The sequence below is a fragment of the Pseudoalteromonas sp. SaAl2 genome (assembly GCF_052947895.1).
Map to the genome: position 1 here is coordinate 111,341 of NZ_CM129605.1, position 20,765 is coordinate 132,105.

General features: G+C 36.4%; 20 protein-coding genes and 1 pseudogene. All 21 read left to right on the forward strand.

Going from position 1 to position 20,765, the window contains the following annotated elements:
- Positions 1-341 precede the first annotated feature (341 nt).
- Entirely contained in the window at positions 342-1,643 is a 1,302-nt protein-coding gene (locus tag ACU8V8_RS00525; RefSeq protein ID WP_446888462.1) for a tyrosine-type recombinase/integrase, read from the forward strand.
- Between the two features lie 17 nt (positions 1,644-1,660).
- Entirely contained in the window at positions 1,661-2,794 is a 1,134-nt protein-coding gene (locus tag ACU8V8_RS00530; RefSeq protein WP_446888463.1) for a hypothetical protein, read from the forward strand.
- An 82-nt stretch (positions 2,795-2,876) separates the two neighbouring features.
- Positions 2,877-3,242: a hypothetical protein gene (locus ACU8V8_RS00535; protein WP_446888464.1), complete on the forward strand. Its 366-nt coding sequence runs from the start codon at positions 2,877-2,879 to the stop codon at positions 3,240-3,242.
- Positions 3,235-5,520 carry an integrase gene (locus tag ACU8V8_RS00540; RefSeq protein WP_446888465.1) on the forward strand — a complete coding sequence of 762 codons (2,286 nt, stop codon included), beginning with the start codon at positions 3,235-3,237 and terminating at the stop codon, positions 5,518-5,520. Before ACU8V8_RS00535 ends, ACU8V8_RS00540 begins: the two co-directional genes overlap by 8 nt.
- Positions 5,521-5,522: 2 nt before the next feature.
- Entirely contained in the window at positions 5,523-5,930 is a 408-nt protein-coding gene (locus ACU8V8_RS00545; RefSeq protein WP_446888466.1) for a hypothetical protein, read from the forward strand.
- Positions 5,931-6,071: 141 nt separating this feature from the next.
- Positions 6,072-6,626 carry a recombinase family protein gene (locus ACU8V8_RS00550; protein ID WP_446888467.1) on the forward strand — a complete coding sequence of 185 codons (555 nt, stop codon included), beginning with the start codon at positions 6,072-6,074 and terminating at the stop codon, positions 6,624-6,626.
- Positions 6,627-6,644: 18 nt separating this feature from the next.
- The gene (locus ACU8V8_RS00555; RefSeq protein WP_446888468.1) at positions 6,645-7,481 is read left to right on the forward strand and encodes an ABC-three component system protein; all 837 of its coding nucleotides are present in this window, start codon (positions 6,645-6,647) and stop codon (positions 7,479-7,481) included.
- Positions 7,462-7,689, forward strand: coding sequence for an ABC-three component system middle component 6 (locus ACU8V8_RS00560; protein ID WP_446888469.1), 228 nt, complete (start codon positions 7,462-7,464; stop codon positions 7,687-7,689). Before ACU8V8_RS00555 ends, ACU8V8_RS00560 begins: the two co-directional genes overlap by 20 nt.
- Complete coding sequence (locus ACU8V8_RS00565; protein WP_446888470.1) at positions 7,680-9,398, forward strand: DUF2326 domain-containing protein; 1,719 nt, start codon at positions 7,680-7,682, stop codon at positions 9,396-9,398. Before ACU8V8_RS00560 ends, ACU8V8_RS00565 begins: the two co-directional genes overlap by 10 nt.
- A gap of 37 nt (positions 9,399-9,435) precedes the next feature.
- A complete protein-coding gene (locus tag ACU8V8_RS00570; protein WP_446888471.1) occupies positions 9,436-10,722 on the forward strand; it encodes a hypothetical protein in 1,287 nt (428 codons plus the stop codon).
- A 174-nt stretch (positions 10,723-10,896) separates the two neighbouring features.
- Positions 10,897-11,943 (forward strand): hypothetical protein, encoded by a 1,047-nt coding sequence (locus ACU8V8_RS00575; protein ID WP_446888472.1) that lies wholly within the window; start codon positions 10,897-10,899, stop codon positions 11,941-11,943.
- A complete protein-coding gene (locus tag ACU8V8_RS00580) occupies positions 11,940-12,263 on the forward strand; it encodes an STAS-like domain-containing protein (protein ID WP_446888473.1) in 324 nt (107 codons plus the stop codon). Before ACU8V8_RS00575 ends, ACU8V8_RS00580 begins: the two co-directional genes overlap by 4 nt.
- Before the next feature lie 9 nt (positions 12,264-12,272).
- Positions 12,273-12,869 (forward strand): hypothetical protein, encoded by a 597-nt coding sequence (locus ACU8V8_RS00585; protein WP_446888474.1) that lies wholly within the window; start codon positions 12,273-12,275, stop codon positions 12,867-12,869.
- Between the two features lie 244 nt (positions 12,870-13,113).
- Positions 13,114-13,581: a hypothetical protein gene (locus tag ACU8V8_RS00590; RefSeq protein ID WP_446888475.1), complete on the forward strand. Its 468-nt coding sequence runs from the start codon at positions 13,114-13,116 to the stop codon at positions 13,579-13,581.
- A 2-nt stretch (positions 13,582-13,583) separates the two neighbouring features.
- Complete coding sequence (locus ACU8V8_RS00595; protein ID WP_446888476.1) at positions 13,584-13,907, forward strand: hypothetical protein; 324 nt, start codon at positions 13,584-13,586, stop codon at positions 13,905-13,907.
- 8 nt (positions 13,908-13,915) lie between these two features.
- Positions 13,916-14,416, forward strand: coding sequence for a hypothetical protein (locus ACU8V8_RS00600; RefSeq protein ID WP_446888477.1), 501 nt, complete (start codon positions 13,916-13,918; stop codon positions 14,414-14,416).
- Positions 14,417-14,815: 399 nt separating this feature from the next.
- Positions 14,816-15,637: a diguanylate cyclase gene (locus tag ACU8V8_RS00605; protein WP_446888478.1), complete on the forward strand. Its 822-nt coding sequence runs from the start codon at positions 14,816-14,818 to the stop codon at positions 15,635-15,637.
- Positions 15,638-15,656: 19 nt separating this feature from the next.
- Entirely contained in the window at positions 15,657-17,534 is a 1,878-nt protein-coding gene (locus ACU8V8_RS00610; protein WP_446888479.1) for a response regulator, read from the forward strand.
- A 149-nt stretch (positions 17,535-17,683) separates the two neighbouring features.
- A pseudogene (gene arsH / locus ACU8V8_RS00615) lies at positions 17,684-18,401 on the forward strand (arsenical resistance protein ArsH).
- Positions 18,402-18,427: 26 nt separating this feature from the next.
- The gene (arsC, locus tag ACU8V8_RS00620) at positions 18,428-18,853 is read left to right on the forward strand and encodes an arsenate reductase (glutaredoxin) (RefSeq protein WP_446888480.1); all 426 of its coding nucleotides are present in this window, start codon (positions 18,428-18,430) and stop codon (positions 18,851-18,853) included.
- A 142-nt stretch (positions 18,854-18,995) separates the two neighbouring features.
- Positions 18,996-20,765 (forward strand): EAL domain-containing protein, encoded by a 1,770-nt coding sequence (locus ACU8V8_RS00625; RefSeq protein WP_446888481.1) that lies wholly within the window; start codon positions 18,996-18,998, stop codon positions 20,763-20,765.

Sequence of the window (20,765 nt, forward strand, 5' to 3'; positions counted from 1 at the left end):
TTTATATCGTACCTGATTTCTTCATTACTTATGGTGGTTTAAATGTGAGCTTTATATTTTTTTTGCTGGATTTATTCTTTTTAATAACCAGATGGAATACTGGTTTGGTACTTTGTATTTCTACCAAATAAAGATATGTTTTAAATCAATAGTTTGAATTTTTAAAAATATCTTTTTTGTGTGTTAATTATTTTTTTGTGGTGAGTCGCTTAAAAGTATACTTTTTGGGTGTTGATTAAATCATAAGATGTATTACCTTATAAAAAGTAAATATGAATTTCGGAGAAGCAGGCCATGTTAAATAAAATTAAATCAAGTAAGAAGAAAGCTTCGCAAATTGTATGAAATCAAAATTATTTGTTGCGGCTAGTGGAGAGAGGTTGGCTATCTTGTTAGAAGATGATGGCTTACCTTTGCTTTATCCAAATTTATTTATTACAGCACTGTACAGAAATGGTGATCAGTCATCAGGTTCTTGTAAAAAAGCAATTGAACACATTGCGTATTTTTACGAAATCAGCGAACGGCTTAAGATTAATATTGAAAGAAGGTGCGAGAGTGGAAGCTTCTTATCACAGCAAGAAATAAAAAATATAGCCTATTACGCAGGCATCACTCAACAAGCTGCTAGAGCAAAATTAATAAATGAAACCAGTGCTATTCCTATAAATTGTCACAAGCCTCAACGGTTAGAAACAGCTAGACATGTGATTAGAGTTGAAAAGCAAGAGAATATGGTTTTCTGGCAAACTAAATACAACAGACTGTCTGTTTTTGGGAGATATGTTAACTGGCTTGAGAAGTATCATTACCCTTACGGAAACAGCAAAAGTGAAGAGTATTTTTTTGATGAACGACCAGATAAAAGCGAAGGGTACACTTATAGTGAAATTCACGAACAACTAGGGTTCAAATCCTTAAGTAAAGAACAGAGAAGTATATTTTTAGATAGAGTTAGACCCGACTACCCTAATACACCATGGACTACTGAGGGAGTAAGATATCGCAATTACGCGTTAGCAATGACTTTATATGTTCTCGGGGTAAGGATTGGTGAGGCGCTTAACATCAAGTTAGAAGATTTGATTGTAAGAAAGGGTAAAAATTATTTAGTAATAAAGCGAAACGCTGGTGATTTAGATGATCCACGTATAAAACAGCCAAAGGTTAAAACAAATAGTCGAGCATTAGCTCTTTCGCCACAGCTTAAAAGCATTTTAGACACATATATTCTTGACCATCGTTCATATGTTCAAGGCTCAGCTTATTGTTCATTTTTATTCATATCACATCGAATGAGAAATAATAAGACATTACCTCTCTCAATCAGTGGTGCAGAGAAAGTGTTTAGAGAGCTTGAGAATATTCTTGGTTTTAAACTTAATCCTCATCGTTTAAGACACACTTGGAATGACAGATATAGTGAGTCAGCCGACAAGCTTATCGAGCATGGTAAAACGACTGAAGAAAAATCAGAAGCAGATCGTTGTCATTTAATGGGCTGGGCTAAAGGTTCGACAATGTCACTTGTGTATTCTTCTCGTCATGACACAAAGAGAGCGATGGAATTTGCATTACATCTTCAGGACGAAGATTTTGAATTAAAAGAAAGTCTAGCTTATGACGATGACTTGTTAATGTGATAACAATTGGGGCTGATATGGTTTTAAAAAATCAATCTAATAATCTAGAAAGTAGATTAAAGCAGGTAACAGAAAATAATGAAGAGCATGTAAGGTTATCATTTGCAGGGTTTGAATTTAATATTTTGAAGCCTAGCTGGGATCTCGATTCTGAAACAACAATAAATGTTACACTTGTTCAAAGCTTTCCTGCGGAGTATAGAAAAGCAATATTAGAGACATTGATTTACTTTGCTGAATACCGCTCAGCTAAATATACCTCCTCAATGACATTTCTTCTTGGTAAATATATAAAGGACAGCACTTCCGGCGTTTTCTTATGTTTGAATGGGCTATTAAGTTTTAGAGCTGGCTGTCCAGAGCGAAGTAAAGATGATTATCTTAGCAGATTGAGGTGCTTCTTTAGGCAAGCAGTATATCTGGGCTTTGATTTGCCGGAAGAATTTATGAAAGAATTAAATTCTTGGGCACTTAAGGGCTCAGAAAAAGGTATTCCAGTCTTAACGCAAGACCCTGAAACGGGTCCGTTTAGTGAGCTAGAGTTTCGAGCGATTAAGGCAAGTTTGGATCATAAATATGCTGATGGAACTATATCAGATAGGGAATATTCTATTGGACAACTATTTGCGGCTACTTTTCGACGACCAGTAAATCTGAAGCAACTGAAAGTGAAAGACCTTATTGCAAACTCAAAAGCACTAATTACTAAGCAACCAATCTATCAAATAAATATCCCAAGGGCAAAAGGCAAAGGAAGACGGTTCAGAAGCCAGTTCAAAGCTTTCGCGTTAGTTCAAAGTATCGGTCAAGTAATAAGCAAACATATTGTAACAGCTACTAAAGATTTAGAACAAAAAATAGGTAGAAAGCTCTCAATTGATGAAGTTAAAGAGTTACCGCTTTTTTTTGGTGAGCAAGTTGCTGAGGATATTAAATCTCTGAAAGGTAGTCAGGTAATGGCGTACTTAAAATCTGAATTACCTCATATGAAGCGTAGTGACTTAACATTTGAACTCAGATCTACAATTGAAAAGCTGGGAATTATTTCAGAGCGAACAGGTCAGCCACTAAAAGTGACGGGATACAGGTTTCGATATTCTGGAGGAACCAAGAGCAGCAGAAGCAGGTGCAGGCTTAATTACGATTGCTGAATTATTAGATCATACAGACACTCAGCACGTAGGTGTTTATGTTGCGAACTCCCCTGAGCTAGGAGATCAAATATCGAAGATAATGAACAATCCTTTATCACGTTATGCTAGTGCTTTTCTTGGCAAAATAGTAACTAATGAACAAGAAGCATGTAAAGAAAACCCAAAAGCTGCACGTATTCCGTGTAGAGAGAAGAAATGTGATGTCGGTAGCTGTGGCAGCAGTAGCTTTTGTACTGATTATGCGCCTGTTGCTTGTTACTTGTGCCCAAAATTCAGACCTTGGCGTGATGCGCCTCATCACCTCGTTTTAAAATGGTTGATAGAAGAAAGAGAAAGATTTTCAAATACCATCAATGATGCGAAAGTAGTGTCAATAAACGACAGCGCCATACTAGCTGTCGCACAAGTTATCAAAATATGCGAAGAGGAAAAAGGCAATGGCTGAAGACAACATATTGCTTTTCATTCCTAAGCATGAAAATGAGTACAGAAAGAATATTATAGACTTTATGGAACTTGTGACAAAGGCTCCAGAACCAAATGAAGAAATTGATTATCAATCATATTACTGGCCTAAAATTGGTAATTTTACAAAGCTAGGCGTTGGCAGTAAGAATCGTGAGACAAAAAACAGATTACACGAATCGATAGTGCCATTCGCGAAGGCATACATAAAATATCAGCAGATTAAAAGTGGAGCTTCAATGTATGCACACTTTTATGCGATACGTTCCATTGAAGCTGCGTGCTTCAAGTCTTATCAGACAGTCAATATCGAAAAACTACTACCAAAGGATTTTGACCATGCGGCGCGGGAGGCGAAGAATGAACTAGGTGAAGGCGCAGCTTACCAAGCAGGAATGAAACTCAATAATTTGAGAGCCTTTCTGATAGAGCATAAGATGATCAAACCTTTTGATTGGAAAAATCCTTTTAGCAAACCCAAAGATAAGAAAGACCTAACCGGTGAGGCTGCTCAAGCTTATCGTGAAAATAAGATGCCAGATGAAAATGCGATTATGGGAATGGCAGAAATATTTTCTAAAGATGTAACGCAATTATCACAGAGGGATATCTTTACGACATCAACTTTTAGTTTGTTAATGTCAGCACCTGAAAGAGGATCTGAACCACTCTATTTGAAAGCAGATTGCCTCGATATACATAGTAAAAAAAGCGAATCAAAACCCAGCGTTCATAGTAGTCCAACTCTGCCTCAAGCCGACGGTTCTGAGTTATTGCTCAGTAATGAAACAAAAGATGAAGTAGAAGATGAAGAGCAAATAGGCATCCGTTGGTTTTCGGGGAAAGGGTATGGCTATGAAAACAAATGGATTCCGAGTGTTATGAATCAAGTTGTGAAAACAGCGGTTTCAAGGCTACAAGAACTTTCTGAAGGCGCTAGAACCTTTGCCAAACTACTTGAAGAGTCTGACTGTTTTCCAAGGCACCCTTTGTGCCCCAAGGTAGGTGAAAATGAGTTATTAAGCAAAGAGCAAGCTATAGCAGCATTGGGATTAGATATCTCTCATCTTGATAAAAAACAGTCGCAAACCTCAGGTAATCAATTATTAAGAAGAAAAGATATTGAACGAAAAGATTATGTCGTGACGTTAAATGATTTGAATAAAATTGTTCGTGACAATTTACCTTCTGGCTGGCCGTACATCCCTTTTAAAAAAGGGAAAGGCAAAGTTAAGCTGAAATGGTCAGAATCTCTCTACGCTGCTTTTGCAAATCAATATGATAAAGCAAGAGCCACCATTTATACAGAATTGTGGATTCCTGATATCACAACGCTTAACGAGGATTTAAAACCAACAAAGAAAAAAAACCGGGTTACAGGGGAGCTATCGACAGGAACTCAGTCTGTTTTTGTAAGACATGGTATGAAAGGCATCGAGTTGAGGTCGCATCAGCCTCGACATTTGTTAGATACAATTGCTTCTGTCAATGGCATGAGCGATACACTTCGCTCTAAATGGGCAGGTAGAGCAGATCCAAAACATAACAGGTATTACGACCACACAACAGAAGAAGAGTATAATCACGATTGGTTAGAAGAGCAGTCATCTCAAGATATTGTCAAGTCAGATGAATTAAAAGCATTGTTCAAAATTCAAATTGCTAAAGGTGATAGTCGGTCTATGCAAGAGTATAACACCCTAACGAGTCTAGCTATTCATGTTACTGAGTTCGGAGAATGTAAACATTCTTACATTGATCAACCATGTTTAAAACACAGAGATTGTATCAACTGTAATGAACATATATGCCTTAAAGGTAACGCGGAGAAATTAGCAAGGCTCGAAGAAAAGCTAAAACGAGAAAGGGTTCTGCTTGCAGGTGATAAAAAAGCTGTCGATGAAAATGTAAATGGTGCACTGCAATGGTATGAAAGAAGGCTTGTCACAGTTACGAGATGCAAAGAACTAATAAAGTGGCTAAAAGACCCGAATGTGAAGGATGGAGACAGAATCAAATTGGCTGATGTTGAGGACATTTCTCATCTAGATAGAGCTCTAGATGCGAATGGTAAAAAGCGCCTTCCGAAGATCGAAAACTTTAAAAGACTGCTTGCTGGCAAAGCAGAAGTCGCTGCCGTAGAACTCATAAGCGTTGAAGAAATGTTATCTGAAAAATCATCATTAAAAATAGGTGGGCAAGAGGATGACCCTATTGACGATCTTAAGTTTAATGACTTCATATTGGATGATCTATAAGCATGGCTAAGCACCTTACAGATGATGATATTAAGAATATTGTTGAGCACCTAGATGAGTGGGATCCAACCATAAGGTTAACTTGGGACAAATTATGCAGAGAACTCCATAAGTCACTAGGGCTCAATCATACAAGACAAACCTTGCAAAAATATTCACGAATTAAAGAGGCATATAAAAGCGTAAAGGAGTATGCATCAGGTAAGAAACCAAGAAAGAAGAGGCTGCTGCCAAGTTCACTGGCTGTAGCTGCTGCAAAAATAGAAAAGCTGGAAAGAGAAAATCAACGCCTTAATAAAGAAAATGATAGATTGTTAGAGCAGTTTTTGGTCTGGCAGTACAACGCACACATCCACGGTATGAAGTTGGCTCAACTCAATCAGCCATTACCTGAAAAACTAAACAACTAAGCAAAGGGGGTGTAAATAAAACGACCGTTTAATTTACACTCTTAAAAATACAAATCTAATACAACAATTAGCTTGTATTAGTGTAAAACAATCCGTAAAGTAATCTACGTAAAGTAAACCTACCTTTATTTTAGGATTTCGATGAAAATCGGCTATGCACGAGTAAGCACTGACGAACAATCTGAAAGCGCTCAGTTAGATGCTTTGAAGGCGGCAGATTGTGAGCGAATTTTTCAAGAAAAATGCAGTGGAAAATCAAAACAACGCCCGGAGCTTGAACGTATGATTGATACGCTAAGAGCTAATGATGTTGTTATAGTTCAACGCCTTGATAGACTGGGGCGAAGCCTGAAGGACTTAATCGAACTACTTGATGGTTTCAAGTCTGAGCAAGTGCAGTTTATTAGTCTCAATGAAAACATTGATACCACAACCGCTGTTGGCGAATTAGCGTTTCACATGATTGGCTCTATTGCTCAATTTGAAAGACGATTAATTTCAGAGAGAACAAAAGCTGGTTTAGTAGCGGCAAGAGCAAGAGGTCGTAAGGGTGGCAGAAAACAAAAGCTAACACCTGATGATATTAAAAAAGCACACGCCATGTTGCTTGACCCTGAGATGACCAAAGCTGAAGTTGCGAAGTACTTTGATGTGAGCCGACCCACACTAAACAAAGCATTATCAATAAGTTATTAATAATTATGGAAAATTTAAATGGCTGGGCCTAGAGCTTACACGGACAAAACACTAAAACGTTTATTTGGTTTAGCAAGAAACAAATGCTCTTTTCCGGGGTGTGAAGCGGAAATGAGTGATGAACACTCTGCGAAACATTCAAATATATGCCACATTGAAGCCGCAAATGAAGGTGGAGAGCGTTGGAATCCAGATATGACGGATTTCGAAAGAGCAGATTATGAAAATTTAATACTATTGTGTCCACCCCATCACGGGGAGACTGATGATGAGGCAGTGTACACTGTTGATATTCTAAAGGACATGAAGAAAAGCCATGAAGATGATATGGCCGCGAGGGTTTCAAACGAAAAGCCACTATCCAAACGTCCCTCGTTACTTACTGATGTAATTAATAAGATTTCTTCAACTGATATTGATGAAGTTAAAGATGAACCCGTAGACAATGCTTTTTCCATAGAAAGTAAGCTGAAATATAATTGTGTGGTTTCGAATAGACCTCTTATGGAGAATTATAAGATTTATCAAGGCAAAATAAACTCACTATATTCCGAAATAGAAAGAGCAGGCAGCACGAAAAAGAATTCTATTCTCAGAGCTGTAAAACACTTTTACCTAGAAGCTAAAGGCAGACTTTTGGGACACGACCAATCTTTAGATGCGGTAAAACGGAACGCTGACAAGTTAATTGACTCTGTTAGAAGAAGGTTACATGAGATTGTAGAAGATAGCTCAAATAACCCTATTGACGCTAGTTATGAAGAAATAGAGTTTGCTATTTCGATTATAGTGGTAGATGGATTTATGAGGTGTAAGATTTTGGAGGAGCCTCAAGTTGATAATAAGCAAGGATAATCACCCTCATAGCCAAATTTACTATTTGGGCGCACAAGTTCTTAAGGCGCTAAAAAATGGAGGTGGAACAATGGACTTTATTGATATGTATAAAGAGATAAAAGAGCAGGAAAAAATCTCTATAAAGCTTTTTATTTTGGCTCTTGATTGGTTATTTATATTGGACTTAATTAGGTCAGAGCAAGGAGTTATCCATAAATGTTCTTAAAGTCTTTAATAATAGAAAGTGAAGACCAAATTATTCGAGAAATTACTTTCCATAAAGGAATGAACTTTATTGTTGATGATACAAAATCATCAACTGGGAATGTTAAGGATACTGGAAATAATATTGGTAAGACAACAGTTCTTCGCCTTATTAATTATTGCTTAGGTGGAAGTGATAAAGGTATATATCAAAGTAAAGAGTTTAAAAATAACAACAATGCCGAAGTAAAAAGCTTTTTAATAAGCAATAAGGTAATAGTGACTCTAAAACTTGTAGATGACTTAGATGATCCTTTTTCGAGACAATTAGAAATACGTAGAAACTTTTTATCTAGAGCGGAAAAAATACTCGAAATAAATGAAGAAACCGTAAAGTCAAAAGATTTAGATAACGAATTAAAAAAATTGGTTTTTGGCTTTCAAGGAGAAAAACCAACTTTTAAACAGTTGAAAGCGAAATTTATTCGAGATGAAGCTGAACGCTTAGAAAATACAGTTCGCGTATTAGGTGGCTTTGGAAAGCTAGAGGAGTATGAAGCCCTTTATTTATTTTGGTTAGGAATTGAGTACCCTGATGCAGAAAAAAAGCGTGCATTATTAGATGAAAGAAAACTTGAAGCTAGTTTATATTCGCGACTATCAGAAGAAACTAATGAATCTAAATTAACGCAGTTTTTGAAAATTATTGAGCGAGATATTGAAGGGTTAGAAAAACAAAAAGATGACTTCAATATCAATCATGATTATGAATCTGATCTGGAGGAGTTGAATAAAGTAAGAAGTAAGTTAAATTCGCTTTACTCGTCTCAGAGTCAAATTGAGTTAAGAAAAGAACTTGTTATTGAGAGTAAGGACGAATTAAAGGCTAGTTTAGCCAATGAGCAGTTTGATGATTTGTTTGAGTTGTACGAACAAGCCAAAAATTTGCTGCCTACTTTACAAAAAAGCTATGTTGACACTGTCAAATTCCACAATGCGATGGTACAAGAAAAAATTCAGTTTATAACTGATGAATTGCCAAATCTTAATTCACAGCTTTCACAAATAACATCAGAGATCCAATTAAATCTCAGTAAAGAAAAGTCATTGGTTGAAAAGCTAAACAAGGCGGAAATCCTAGAGGAACTTCAAGAAATAATTGCTAAGCTGAATGAAAAGTATGAGCAAAAAGGAAGATTTGAAGAGAAGCATTCCAAGTTGATAGCTGCAAAAAGCTCGATTGAAAGAATTGATCTTAAATTGTCATTAATAGATAAATCGATTTTTGAATTAGATGATTTGATTCAAGAACGAGTTGCCATTTTTAACAAATATTTTTCAGAAATATCGAATGAGCTTTACGGTGAAAAATTCGCAATGAGTGCCGTATTTGAGCAGAAGTCCAACACCGAGCAAAAGTTTTATAAACTTTACATTGATTCATTAAATGGTCAAACCGGCACTGGGAAAAAGAAAGGTGAGATTGCAGCATTTGATATAGCGTATGTTAAATTTGCAGATGAAATTGAACAACCTACTCTCCATTTTATATTGCATGACCAAATGGAGGTTGTAGATGATAATCAAATAAAGGGACTGGCTAATCAAGTTATAAATGCTAACTGTCAATTTGTAGTACCAATATTGAGAGATAAGCTCCCTAAAGAGCTAGACAAGCCTGAATTCCAAGTCGTCTCATTATCACAGTCGAATAAACTATTTAAGGTATAATTCGTAAAGTAGATGTAAAAGATTAAAAAGGAAGATAATGAAAGTCTTGGATGATTTATGGACTTCGATAAGAGGAAATGCTCAGACAAAAATAAATGATCCTATTGTTGGTGCATTTATCGTATCTTGGTGTCTTTGCAATTGGGATCGGATATCTATCCTGTTTTGGGGTAGCGGAAAACTGGAAGAACGAGTCTACTTATTCTCTAAAAAAATGGCTGTATTTAATTCACCGTCAATACTGTGGACCAATTTTGATATTCTTTTACTACCTCTATTACTAACTGTTACTTATATCTTTGTCTCACCAAAGGTTGCTCATTTCGTAGATGAAAAATTAAATAGTATAAATACGAAGCGACACAAATATGCTATCGAAGCAGATATTAATAAGGTGAATAAACAAAGGGAGCTTAATAAAGCTCGTTTGAGGGCAAACCCTGAGAACGAATTTTTAGCTGAGGAAGTAAAAAACGATTTAGCGATCGAAAAAAGTGAAGCTGAAATAAAACTTGCTGAGGCTGAGGCCGCTAAGAGTAGGCTGCAGGAAGCAAAAGCAAAAGAAACCGCTGCAAACATTGAGCTTGAAAAGCGTCAGGCTCAAAAAGAATCTGAAAAGAGAGAGTATGCTATTAGTGCGGCAAAACAGAACGCAATGTTAGCTTCCCATCAATTTCCCTCAGCTTATTTATTCTTGGCTCTACTGTCCGAAAGCATAAAGCTGGATGGTAAAGTTATGTCATTGGAAGGTGTTGCAAAATGTATTGCTGCCCTATTTGGCTACGAGAGCTTTGAATACCTTTTAAAAGATAAGAAATTTCAGAATGACCGCTTGGAACAACTCAAATATGTATTAATATCGTCTGATGCATTATCAGTGGTATTACAAGAAATCATAGATGAAGAAGAATTAGAAGACGTAGATAGTGAATGGCTGCTAGGCCATTTGGAATTGATATTTGAGAAGTTACCTTATGAGCTTATTTTAGATGAAACGCTTGCTCATAGGATAGGTGAAGAGGTAAACATTAACAGTCACGAATTATTACAGGAAGAAGGTGTAACTGCTGGTATGGCTGAAACGGATACGTTTTTTGACGAAGTAGACGAATTAGAAATAAATGACTTTGTTTATGATCAAAAAAATAAGAAATTTTTCGTTAAACTTTCTGGCACTGCAAGTGGAGAACATCGCAGAGAAGCGGAAGTTCCGGGGCAGAGTATTGACATATTTGTAGAGGCATACTGTGAAGCTCTAGTTGGGTCTTATGGACTGTCTGATTATAAAATACACGCTTATGCAACACCTACTGATTATCAATAAGAGTGACAGGGTTGTGTATTTAGATATAAGCACAATTAGAGAAACCTTTATTGGGTTTCAGAAGTATTTGTATGAGTGAAATTAGGGAAATAAATGCGTATTGGAAATGAAGTACCCAGAGGTATTTACTTAAAAAGGACCCGTAGAAACTTAGTGAGCCGCTTAAAGCGGGAAATGCACAATGCCCGTCATGAAAACTGGGAGGTTCAAGAGATAAAAGCTCTGTCTGTTGACTTTAAGCGGCGGTTAAAGTGCAAAAGCAGTATAGCTAAATCGATTATTCATGCTAATAAAAAAGTTAATTTATTCGCCCCTGAAAAGATTGATTATTACAATGCAAAAAACTACAGGATAACCAATCTTTTTTTAAATAATATTGCCGACTGTATTCTTAGGGCTAAGAGAAGAGTTTTTATAAATTTTGATAATACCGAAAAAATATCAGCAGCAGCGATGTTATCATTATTAGCTCAAGTCGAAGTTCTGATTGCGTCAAGCTCTGTAAAAGGTAGCTCTCCTATTAGTTTCTCTCATCCAAAGTCAAAAAAGGTTAAAAGTATATTAAATCAAGTTGGTTTTTATAGTCTTCTCAAAAAAAGTGTTGGTTCTGTAGAATCTTTTGATGATGTTAATTTTTGGCGTCATACATCAGGTGAATGCGCAGACCCAAGTAAAGCTAGACCAATGCTTGATGCTATTTCTAAAGAGATTCAAACTAGTAATTCGAAGAAACTATATCGAGGGTTTATTGAAGCTATGGCAAACTCGGTAGAACATGCCTACCCCGTAGCTGGCCCATGTAACAAGTGGTGGACTTTTGCTGGTGTAAGAGAAGGTAAACTAGTTGTTGTTTTATGTGATAAAGGGGTAGGAATACCCGCGACACTTCCACATACCCAATCGCCTTCTAATTTGCGAAAAGTGTTAGGTATGTTTAATGTAGACTTTAACCATTTAAAGGACTCTGCCTACATTAAAGCTGCAACAGCACTGCAAAATTCTTCGACAAAGCAAAAACACAGAGGAAAGGGCTTGGAAGATGTTATGTCTGTTATTAGATCTACAGGTAAAGGGTATTTATCTATATTTTCCAATGGTGGTAGATTTAAGTGTAGGGGCCAAAATCAGGCTGTTGAGAGTACTATAAATGACTATAATACATCTATAAATGGAACAATTATTGAGTGGAGCATACCTCTTAATGAGGGCGAAATAATATGAAAACTATAAATGTTAAAGACAGGTTTCCATGTCCCGGCCCAAGGTATAAAAAGCTGGGAACAGGTTCTGGAGAGGAATTCAGAAAGTGGATTATTAAAGAGTTAAAACATGATCCTAAACTCACTATTAACCTTGATGGTACTATAGGCTACGGCTCATCATTTCTAGAAGAATCCTTCGGTGGTTTAATTAGAGCAAACATTTCTGAAGAAACTGTCAAAGCGATTAATTTAATTTCAGAAGAAGAGCCAGATCTTATTGATGAAATTAATGAATATATTGATGATGCAATATCTGAGAAAAATGGAGAGCCTAACTAAAGGATTAGTATGGAAAACAATAATAAGAACCATTCGTCAAAAGAACAGGAAAAAAATTTAACACTTTCATCTAATGATTTTCACCTTGGCTCAGAAGAAAGTAAAGAGGTAAAGTCAGCTGAAATTCAAAATGTAGCGAAAGATGTTATTGTTAATCAACTACCTTTACCAACCGCTCAATACATTACATGGGGGATGTTATGTTTCGGGTGGTGCATCGCTATGCTTTTGTACAAGCGTAATAAAGACAATACGAAATCTCAACGAGCTATTGATCGTCACAATACATATGTAAAAGAGTTTAAGGACTTGCTGTTTGATATTGAATCAGCCGCGATTGCTTATTGGACAAGTGCTGAAGATGATAATGATCAAGTTAAAGTTTTAGGATTTCAAAGAAAGATTAAGGAATTAACAACAAAATCTAAAGAAATATCAGACTCAGGTGGCATTGAATACCCTTCAGGAAAATTAATAAAATTACGTAAATATGTGACTCTAGATAACGACACAAGACCACTCAAAGCCAACTCAAGTCGAATTGAGGAATTAAGAGCTATCGTTTCAGAGCTTTCTCAACTTTACGAGAGAAAATCAGATATTTAGTGTAATAGGGTAAATATGATGGTCACACACTACCCAAACTTTTCTGTAGTGTTTGATGCTGAGAAAATTATACATTGTGAGTTTGAGGAAGCGTACTATTCTGAGTTAAAAACTGTCTAGTGAAATTTGGGAAGTCCAGCTAATCAAAGGTGATACAAAGGTTTAAAATGAATCTATTATTTCGGCTACTACTGAGCTTTAATGCAACATCATTGTTGTTGCTAATATATTTGGTGCAAAAGGAATGACACTCTCTAAGTTATTTCCTGCCTGTACATTCTTAGAGACGTGGCCGAATTTCGTTTCTTACCTGATTTATTTGGCTATTCCAATATTATTAACTGGAGTAAGCATTCTATTAAGTAAATTACTTGGAAGCGATGCTTTCAAAAAAGGAGAGGTTGGGAGTATTGAGCACGCTAACAACAGCTTCTTACCAAGTTATTTGGGCTACTTCTTTGTTGCTCTAAGTATTAGCAACTGGGAGACGCTTGGTTTCGTCTATGGCGTATTGTTCATTTTCACTTTTTTATCTCAGGCGCTTTATTTCAACCCGCTTTTCCTATTGTTTGGCTTTGAGTTTTACAACATCAAAACCACGAATGGTACAGCAATTTTTCTTATTAGCCGTAATAAGTATAAAAAACCTGATGAAATAGACATTGAAAAAGCGTACAGAATTAACAATTACACATTTATAGAAAGAGGTTAAACATGGATCACGTGTTTGCTAAAGTAAAAGGACCTAGAAAAAAGCCTTATTTTAAACTGGCTTCAGATCACACGTTATTTGAAACGGTTGATATTGATATCGCTTATTGTGTTGAATACAGCCCAGACCATAACTTAGATGAAGATGCATGGTTTAAAGTTGAAAACTTTAATCAACAAACGTTTTGTATTGACCTATTACAAACTGATTTTGACTCAAAAGATTATGACGATTTAGTCAAAGCACAATTTGCAAAAATTGGTTATCTATTCTCGCTGCAAGGTGATGACTTTTATTTTCAAAAATCACACCATCGCTATTTCTAAAGCGAAAAATGATTGGATTTGGCGAGGCCGCAGAAATTGAAGAAAGTGATAGCCGTTTAGTGATCAACACACTACCTGATGCGGTTTACTTTAAAAACAGCAACACTTTAGTTTTTAAAAACCTTGCTACAATATCCAGCATATTTAAAGGCATTGACGAGCTCTATAAAGAAGCTACAAATGAAGAGGTTCAAGAATTTCTAAATGAAGATTTTCTTGAGCTAGCAGGTGGTTTAAACCAAGATAAAGTATCTAAACCAAACAGAAAGCGTATTGCACTGGCAATGGATACCTTGAATAATATGGCTGCTGCCGATAAAGACCAGATGCTGACTTACGTGCACAGTTACTGCGATACAAAGTTAACCTTTGACGCAGTTAATAAGCAATTTAAAATTCAGACAGATGAAGAGTTAAAGCTTTTACTTTACGGTATTGAACAACGCTTTTATACCACATCACTAAGCAACGAGAAACGTTTAGCAAACTCAGTGATAGCCTTTTCGTAACCCTTGTTATTACATCGGAGCAATTTCTGCTGTTTGCTATGGTATTGCCTTAAAAGTTTACATAAAACGTTACATATATTTGAATAGAGACTTTTAAGTTCTAGTTTAAGTCTTGTCAGAGTTGGCTTAAAAGAAAACTTTACACTTTTTATTATTCAATAAGGTAAAGGAAACCGTTTTAATTCAAGACAAAAATAAGAATGTTGAAAAATTCTCTAGAAAGCCGCTATTAAGCGGCTTTTTCATTTTTATTAAAAAAATAATGTAGATTATAAAAGACCCAGCGGTAAAGCTGGTTTTTTTTATACTTATTGAGTTCCCTTTAGCTCACATCATTTGATTTACAACTGATTAGCACTTAGTCTTATAAAACTGCATTAATTATGAATCATGAGAAACATGAAAGCGTATAGCCTATTTTTACTTTTTGTTTTTCAATTGATGAGTTTTACTTTAGATGCCCAACCTGGAGCAAAAGTTACCAATGTTTTATTTATAAATTCGACAAATCAAAATATGCCTTGGCATAAAAGTGTTGAGTCGGGGTTAAATAAAGCGTTATCAAAGCGTACCTTCGATTATGAGCTGTTTGTAGAAAATCTTGATGTTGGACGTTTTGATGAAGTAAGACAAAAGCAGTTAATGAGCGACTATCTCAAGACAAAATATAAGAATAAACAGATAGATATTATTGTCACTCAATCACCTTCAGCTGCCGCACTGCTTGCTCAATTAAGTGATTTTTTTATCAATGTCCCTAGGGTTTATGTAGAGCCCGGCGTACAGTTTACGCCTCCTGAAAATAGTCGGGATGCCGTATTACAAACTAAATTAGATTATAAACAAGCAACCGCAAGCGCTGTTAATTTAATGAAGCCAAAAAAGTTGATTGTTATTTTAGATACAAAAAGTGAAATGGGGGTGAATTTTTATCAAGGCATTTTTTCAGTTCTCAATCATGATTTTCGCCATTTAGATGTGGAGCAGTGGTTTGATCTTTCTGTCGTAGAACTAATGGCTAAAGTAAAAACTGCACCGGCAGATTCTATTATATTGTTTACCCCTGTTTTTAGAGATTTTAAAAATAAATCACTGAGCCCTTACCAGTTAGTGAAGTTGTTAGTACAACAAAGTACGGCGCCTATTTTTAGTTATTGGCAGGTTTTATTAGGTTCAGGTGTGGTAGGGGGGCTATGTTTTATCAGGAGAAAAAATAGGTGAACGTGTTGCTGAATCGATAGTGTCTTATGGTAAAAACAATGCATTAAATACGATTAGTGATGAAGATTTAAGTGTTTATGCTTATGACTGGCGACAGCTTAAAAAATATAATATTGCTAGTCAAAGTTTGCCCGCACAGTCAGTGATTGCTTATTATGAGCCGACCTATTTTGAACAGAACAAAATGCTAATTTATAGCACGGCCATTATCATCTTTGTTTTAAGTGCACTATTAGCCTTTGTATTATTGTTGAACCGTCGTCGCATTCAACTTGTACAAGCGCTTGATGAGGAAAAGCAGCAGTTAGAGTTTCGTGTAACACAGCGTACTCAAGAGTTGCTTCAGGCTAAAGAGCAGGCGGAACAACTGGTTAATTCTAAGTCTGAATTTTTAGCTAATATGAGCCATGAGATCAGAACACCAATGAACGGTGTGATCGGCTTAACTAATATTTTATTAGCTAAAGGTTTACCTGAAGAATATATGCATTATCTGGAAAAAATTAAGTATTCCTCAGATCAACTCCTCGTCGTGATCAATGATATTTTGGATTTTTCAAAAATTGAGTCAGGAAATATCAAACTCGAACAGCGGCCATTTTCAGTCAATAGCATTGTTAGTTATATAAATACAACCTTTGAAAATCGGGCGCATAGCAAAGGTATTTCATTTAATATTGAAGTTGCAAAAGGCTTACAGCTTAATTTAGTCGGTGATGTAGTGCGTATAAATCAAGTGTTGATAAACTTGTGTTCTAATGCAATTAAATTTACCGCTCAAGGTGGCGTTCGGCTGTTAATCGAGTCAGTAGTGGATCCACTCGATAGAAAAACGATTACTTTGCATTTTACAGTTCAAGATTCAGGTATTGGCATCGATGAGCAAAACCTACCCAAGTTATTTCAATCATTTACGCAAGCAGACAGTTCCACTACACGTAAATATGGTGGCACGGGGTTAGGTTTAGCGATCAGTAAACGGTTATGTCAATCAATGGCAGGCGATATATCTGTTTCAAGCAGCAAAGGTGTAGGCAGTGAATTTATCGCAACCATGAAGGTTAAAGTAAATGAGCAGGCATTGATTGATGACAGCCAGCAACTAGCCCTCTTGGAGCCGTTTGATATATTAATTATTGACGAAAATGAAGCTGATCTTAAATTAATAAAAACTCAGCTCAGTGCGATGGGATTACGCTGCACTTCATGCCATGTTGTTTCGGATGCATTTGATCTTATTAAGCAAAATAAGTTTAAGGTGATAGTGGTTGAATCTGAAATGACCGCAATAAGTAGCGAAACATTCTTTTCGCGAATTTATAATATCAACCCGTTGCTTTGTAATAAGCTAATTGTACTTACCGCGAACAAACACGGGTCAATAGACGATATCGCAGAAAGAATAAATATTAAAACCGTTTTATATAAACCAGTATTGAGCAGTGTTTTATATCAAGCTATTCGTAGTCGAGTCTCATCTTTATCTGCTAGTCATTCAGTACAGCGGGTAACAGAAAAGTCGCTCCAGGGTATAAAAATATTAGTAGTGGAAGATAATGCTATTAATAGAATTATCGTCACCGACATATTGCAAACAAGTGGGGCGCAGGTTCATTTAGTTGAAAATGGCGTTGAATGTATTGCAGCGTTAAAATTATCGCTGTTCGACCTTATTTTGATGGATATTCATATGCCTGAAATGGATGGGGTAGAAGCGAGTAAAATTATCCGTAATGATAGTGATAAAGTGATCGCAAATATTCCAATCATCGCTTTAACAGCCAATGTTATGCAAGATGACATTGCCAATTACTTATCTATTGGGATGAACGCACATGTAGCTAAGCCCATCAAAGCACAAACACTGCGTGAAACAATATTGCATTGTTTAAACTAACTCAGCCCACATTTTATCTAGTAATAACTCCGCTAATTACCCTCAACTCGTAACAAGAATACAAATAGAATTTGACTTCAAAGTTCTTGCATGTAAAATTATGCATATTCGTTTTTTCATATGTATTTAAGGTTGAAAGGTTAGCGCTAATGACAGCAAAAATTGCATTACCCAATCTAGAGCAAAGCCAATGCCATGTACCAACAAGTGGTGATTTTAAATTGAATTTTTCTGCACATAAGCCAAAAATTCTATTGTTATACGGCTCCTTAAGAGAGCGCTCATACAGTAAGTTGGTTATTGAAGAAAGCGCACGATTATTAACGCATTTTGGCGCTGAAGTGAAAATTTTTGACCCACAAGGTTTACCGCAAACTGACAGTGAAGATGAGTCACATCCGAAAGTACAAGAGTTACGTGATCTAATGTTATGGTCTGAAGGGCAAGTGTGGTGCTCGCCAGAACGACATGGCGCCATGACCAGTGTATTTAAAAACCAAATTGATTGGGTGCCACTGAATTTAGGGGGGCGTGAGGCCTACACAAGGTAAAACCTTGGCTGTGATGCAAGTTTGTGGTGGCTCTCAGTCTTTTAATGTGGTGAATCAATTACGGGTTCTAGGCCGTTGGATGCGTATGGTGACTATTCCTAACCAGTCATCTGTAGCAAAAGCGTACTTAGAGTTTGACGAAGGTGGCCGTATGAAACCGTCAGCTTTTTATAATCGCATTGTGGATGTGATGGAAGAGCTAATTAAATTTACTTTGCTATTACGCGATCAACAAGACTACTTTGTTGATAGGTATTCGGAACGAGTTGAATCAGCAGAGCAAGTGAGTGAACGTGTAAATCAACGTTCTATTTAATCATTTAAATTGAGCAGGAGTTGAGCATGGTGGTTATTCATCATAATCCGGACTGTGGAACTTCACGCAATGTTTTACAGTTAATAAAAGCGGCAGGGTATGATCCTGTTGTGATTGAGTATTTAAAGTCAGGCTGGACTAAACCACAACTCCTTGCCTTATTTGCTGCGGCAGGTTTAACCCCGAAAACAGCGCTTAGAGTGACTAAATCACCAGCGAAAGAGTTGGGGTTATTAAATGAAAATGTATCTGATGAGCACATTCTTGAGGCGATGCTAGAGTATCCTGTTTTAGTCAATAGACCTATTGTTTGTACGGCCAAGGGGGTTAAGCTGGCACGCCCGAGTGAAACCGTATTAACACTATTAGATATGTGGCCGTCAGGGCCATTTCAAAAAGAAGATGGTGAAATAATTTTAGATGAAAGCGGCAATCTTATTAAGCCGCAATAGTGAGTCGTATTTTTTTCACAAATTAGGCAAAGAAAAAATAAAATCTCATAGTGGCTTAGGTAATTAAAAATACGATAGTTTTATTGATTATCGTTATCGGTAACATTTTAAGTCAGCGCCAAGCCTTGTGTTTATAGGGATCTTGAACAACACTTTACCTATTCTAACTAACCCTGTGCGAGCTATGGCAATTAAATCAAAGAATATGCGTATGCATATGCTGAGTGTTTATGTTGGTGTTTGTCTATTGCTGCTTGGTATCTTTAACCTTTTGCTAGGTGAGGTGCTGCATCAAAAAGTTCACGTTACAGGCACTGAGCTTGCTAAACAAATTTATAGTCTCAAGTTAGATCTAATTATTGATAGAGATATTATTTCTGCTTTGGCAAGTGCGCGTGGTTTTATGTTAGAGCCAGATGAAGCCCCTACTCATTTTTCAGCTTTAATGAATAAAGAAAGTGAAGTATTTAATTATAAATCAACCAGTCTTAAGCTCTATCACTGGCCTTCCTGGGTGGTTGAAAGCTATTTATTTATCTTATTAAACCTTGTTGTTATAGGTGCCGCCGTGTGGGGGTACCGTTGGTGGATTTTGTTAGTGAAGCGCTACGAAAAAAATGCTTTTAAAACCGTTGAGCAACATGATACTTATTCGCCTTTAATTATTCATAACTCACAATCAGAGCCCAAAATGCCATTAAATAATATGGCTGTGACACATAAAGATATTAAAGAAGATGCAATGACCAAGTTGTATTGTTTACATCAAAATAAACAAAGTTTTTTTGCTCTATTTTATTGGTCCTATCCTTTCCCTGAAAGTATTGATTTAGAAAGCCACTTTAAGCTAGTTTTAACGAAAGGGTTTATTGAGTTACCAAAGGCGTCGGTGAAGTTACTTGGCTCGGGAGGGGTGGCAATTACTTTGCAGGGCATATCGTTATCAGAGATAGACCAATATACGCAAAAGCTCCATCAAACTATTTATCAGGCGTCGTTAGTTTACCGTGGTGATTTATCTCGCAAAGATATTAAGATAGGCGTTTGTAATTACCGTACTGGTGCTGATCAAGCAATTGTTTATCAGTTAACCAAATCGGCCCTTGAGCAAGCCAAGCAAAGCCCTTGGCAGCATGTGCATCGGGTGCCTTTTAACCATACTTATGCTGAGGTATTAAAAAACAGTGATGAGGTGTTACCTGAGTACATCACCAAGAAAAGATTTATGCTATTTTTTCAGCCGTTATTTGAGCTTGATACTGGTGAGATGCTACAACATGAAGCGCTAATTCGCATTCGTCATAAATCGCTAGGCTTGTTATCGGCAAAGCAATTTATTCCATATCTAAAAACCAACAACGAAGTTATGCAGTTGGATATTGCCGTTATTGAACATGTAATCGCTTTGCTAAAAAGCGAACCGAGCTCTTTAATTGTGAGTATCAATTTGCATGCTTTTAATTGGTATAGTGTAAACTTTTGGCAATGGTTTAAAGGTAAAGTAGGGGCATTTAATAGGGCGGATAAACTGCAGTTTGAAATATCAGCAGATGACTTTTACACGCAGCAACATAAATTATCTTTGGCGATTAGTCAGATAAAATCAATTAATGGAGCAATTGTAGTTGATAACGTGATGAATATTGATAAGTTAACTTTTCTAGCTGAGTTTAAGCTAGTAAAAGGAATAAAGCTTGGTTATGAGGTAATTCATGGCATTGACAAGAGCTTGAAGCAACAAAAAATTGTACGTCAAATTGTAATGAAGAGCAGTAAGCTAAATCTACCTGTATATGGAGTAGGCGTTGAAACCCAGCAAGAACTTAAAACGTTACAAATGCTAGGAATTACTGCTGCTCAAGGGTTTTATTTTACTGAGCCACTGCAAGAGTTTACTCAGGTAACATCTTAA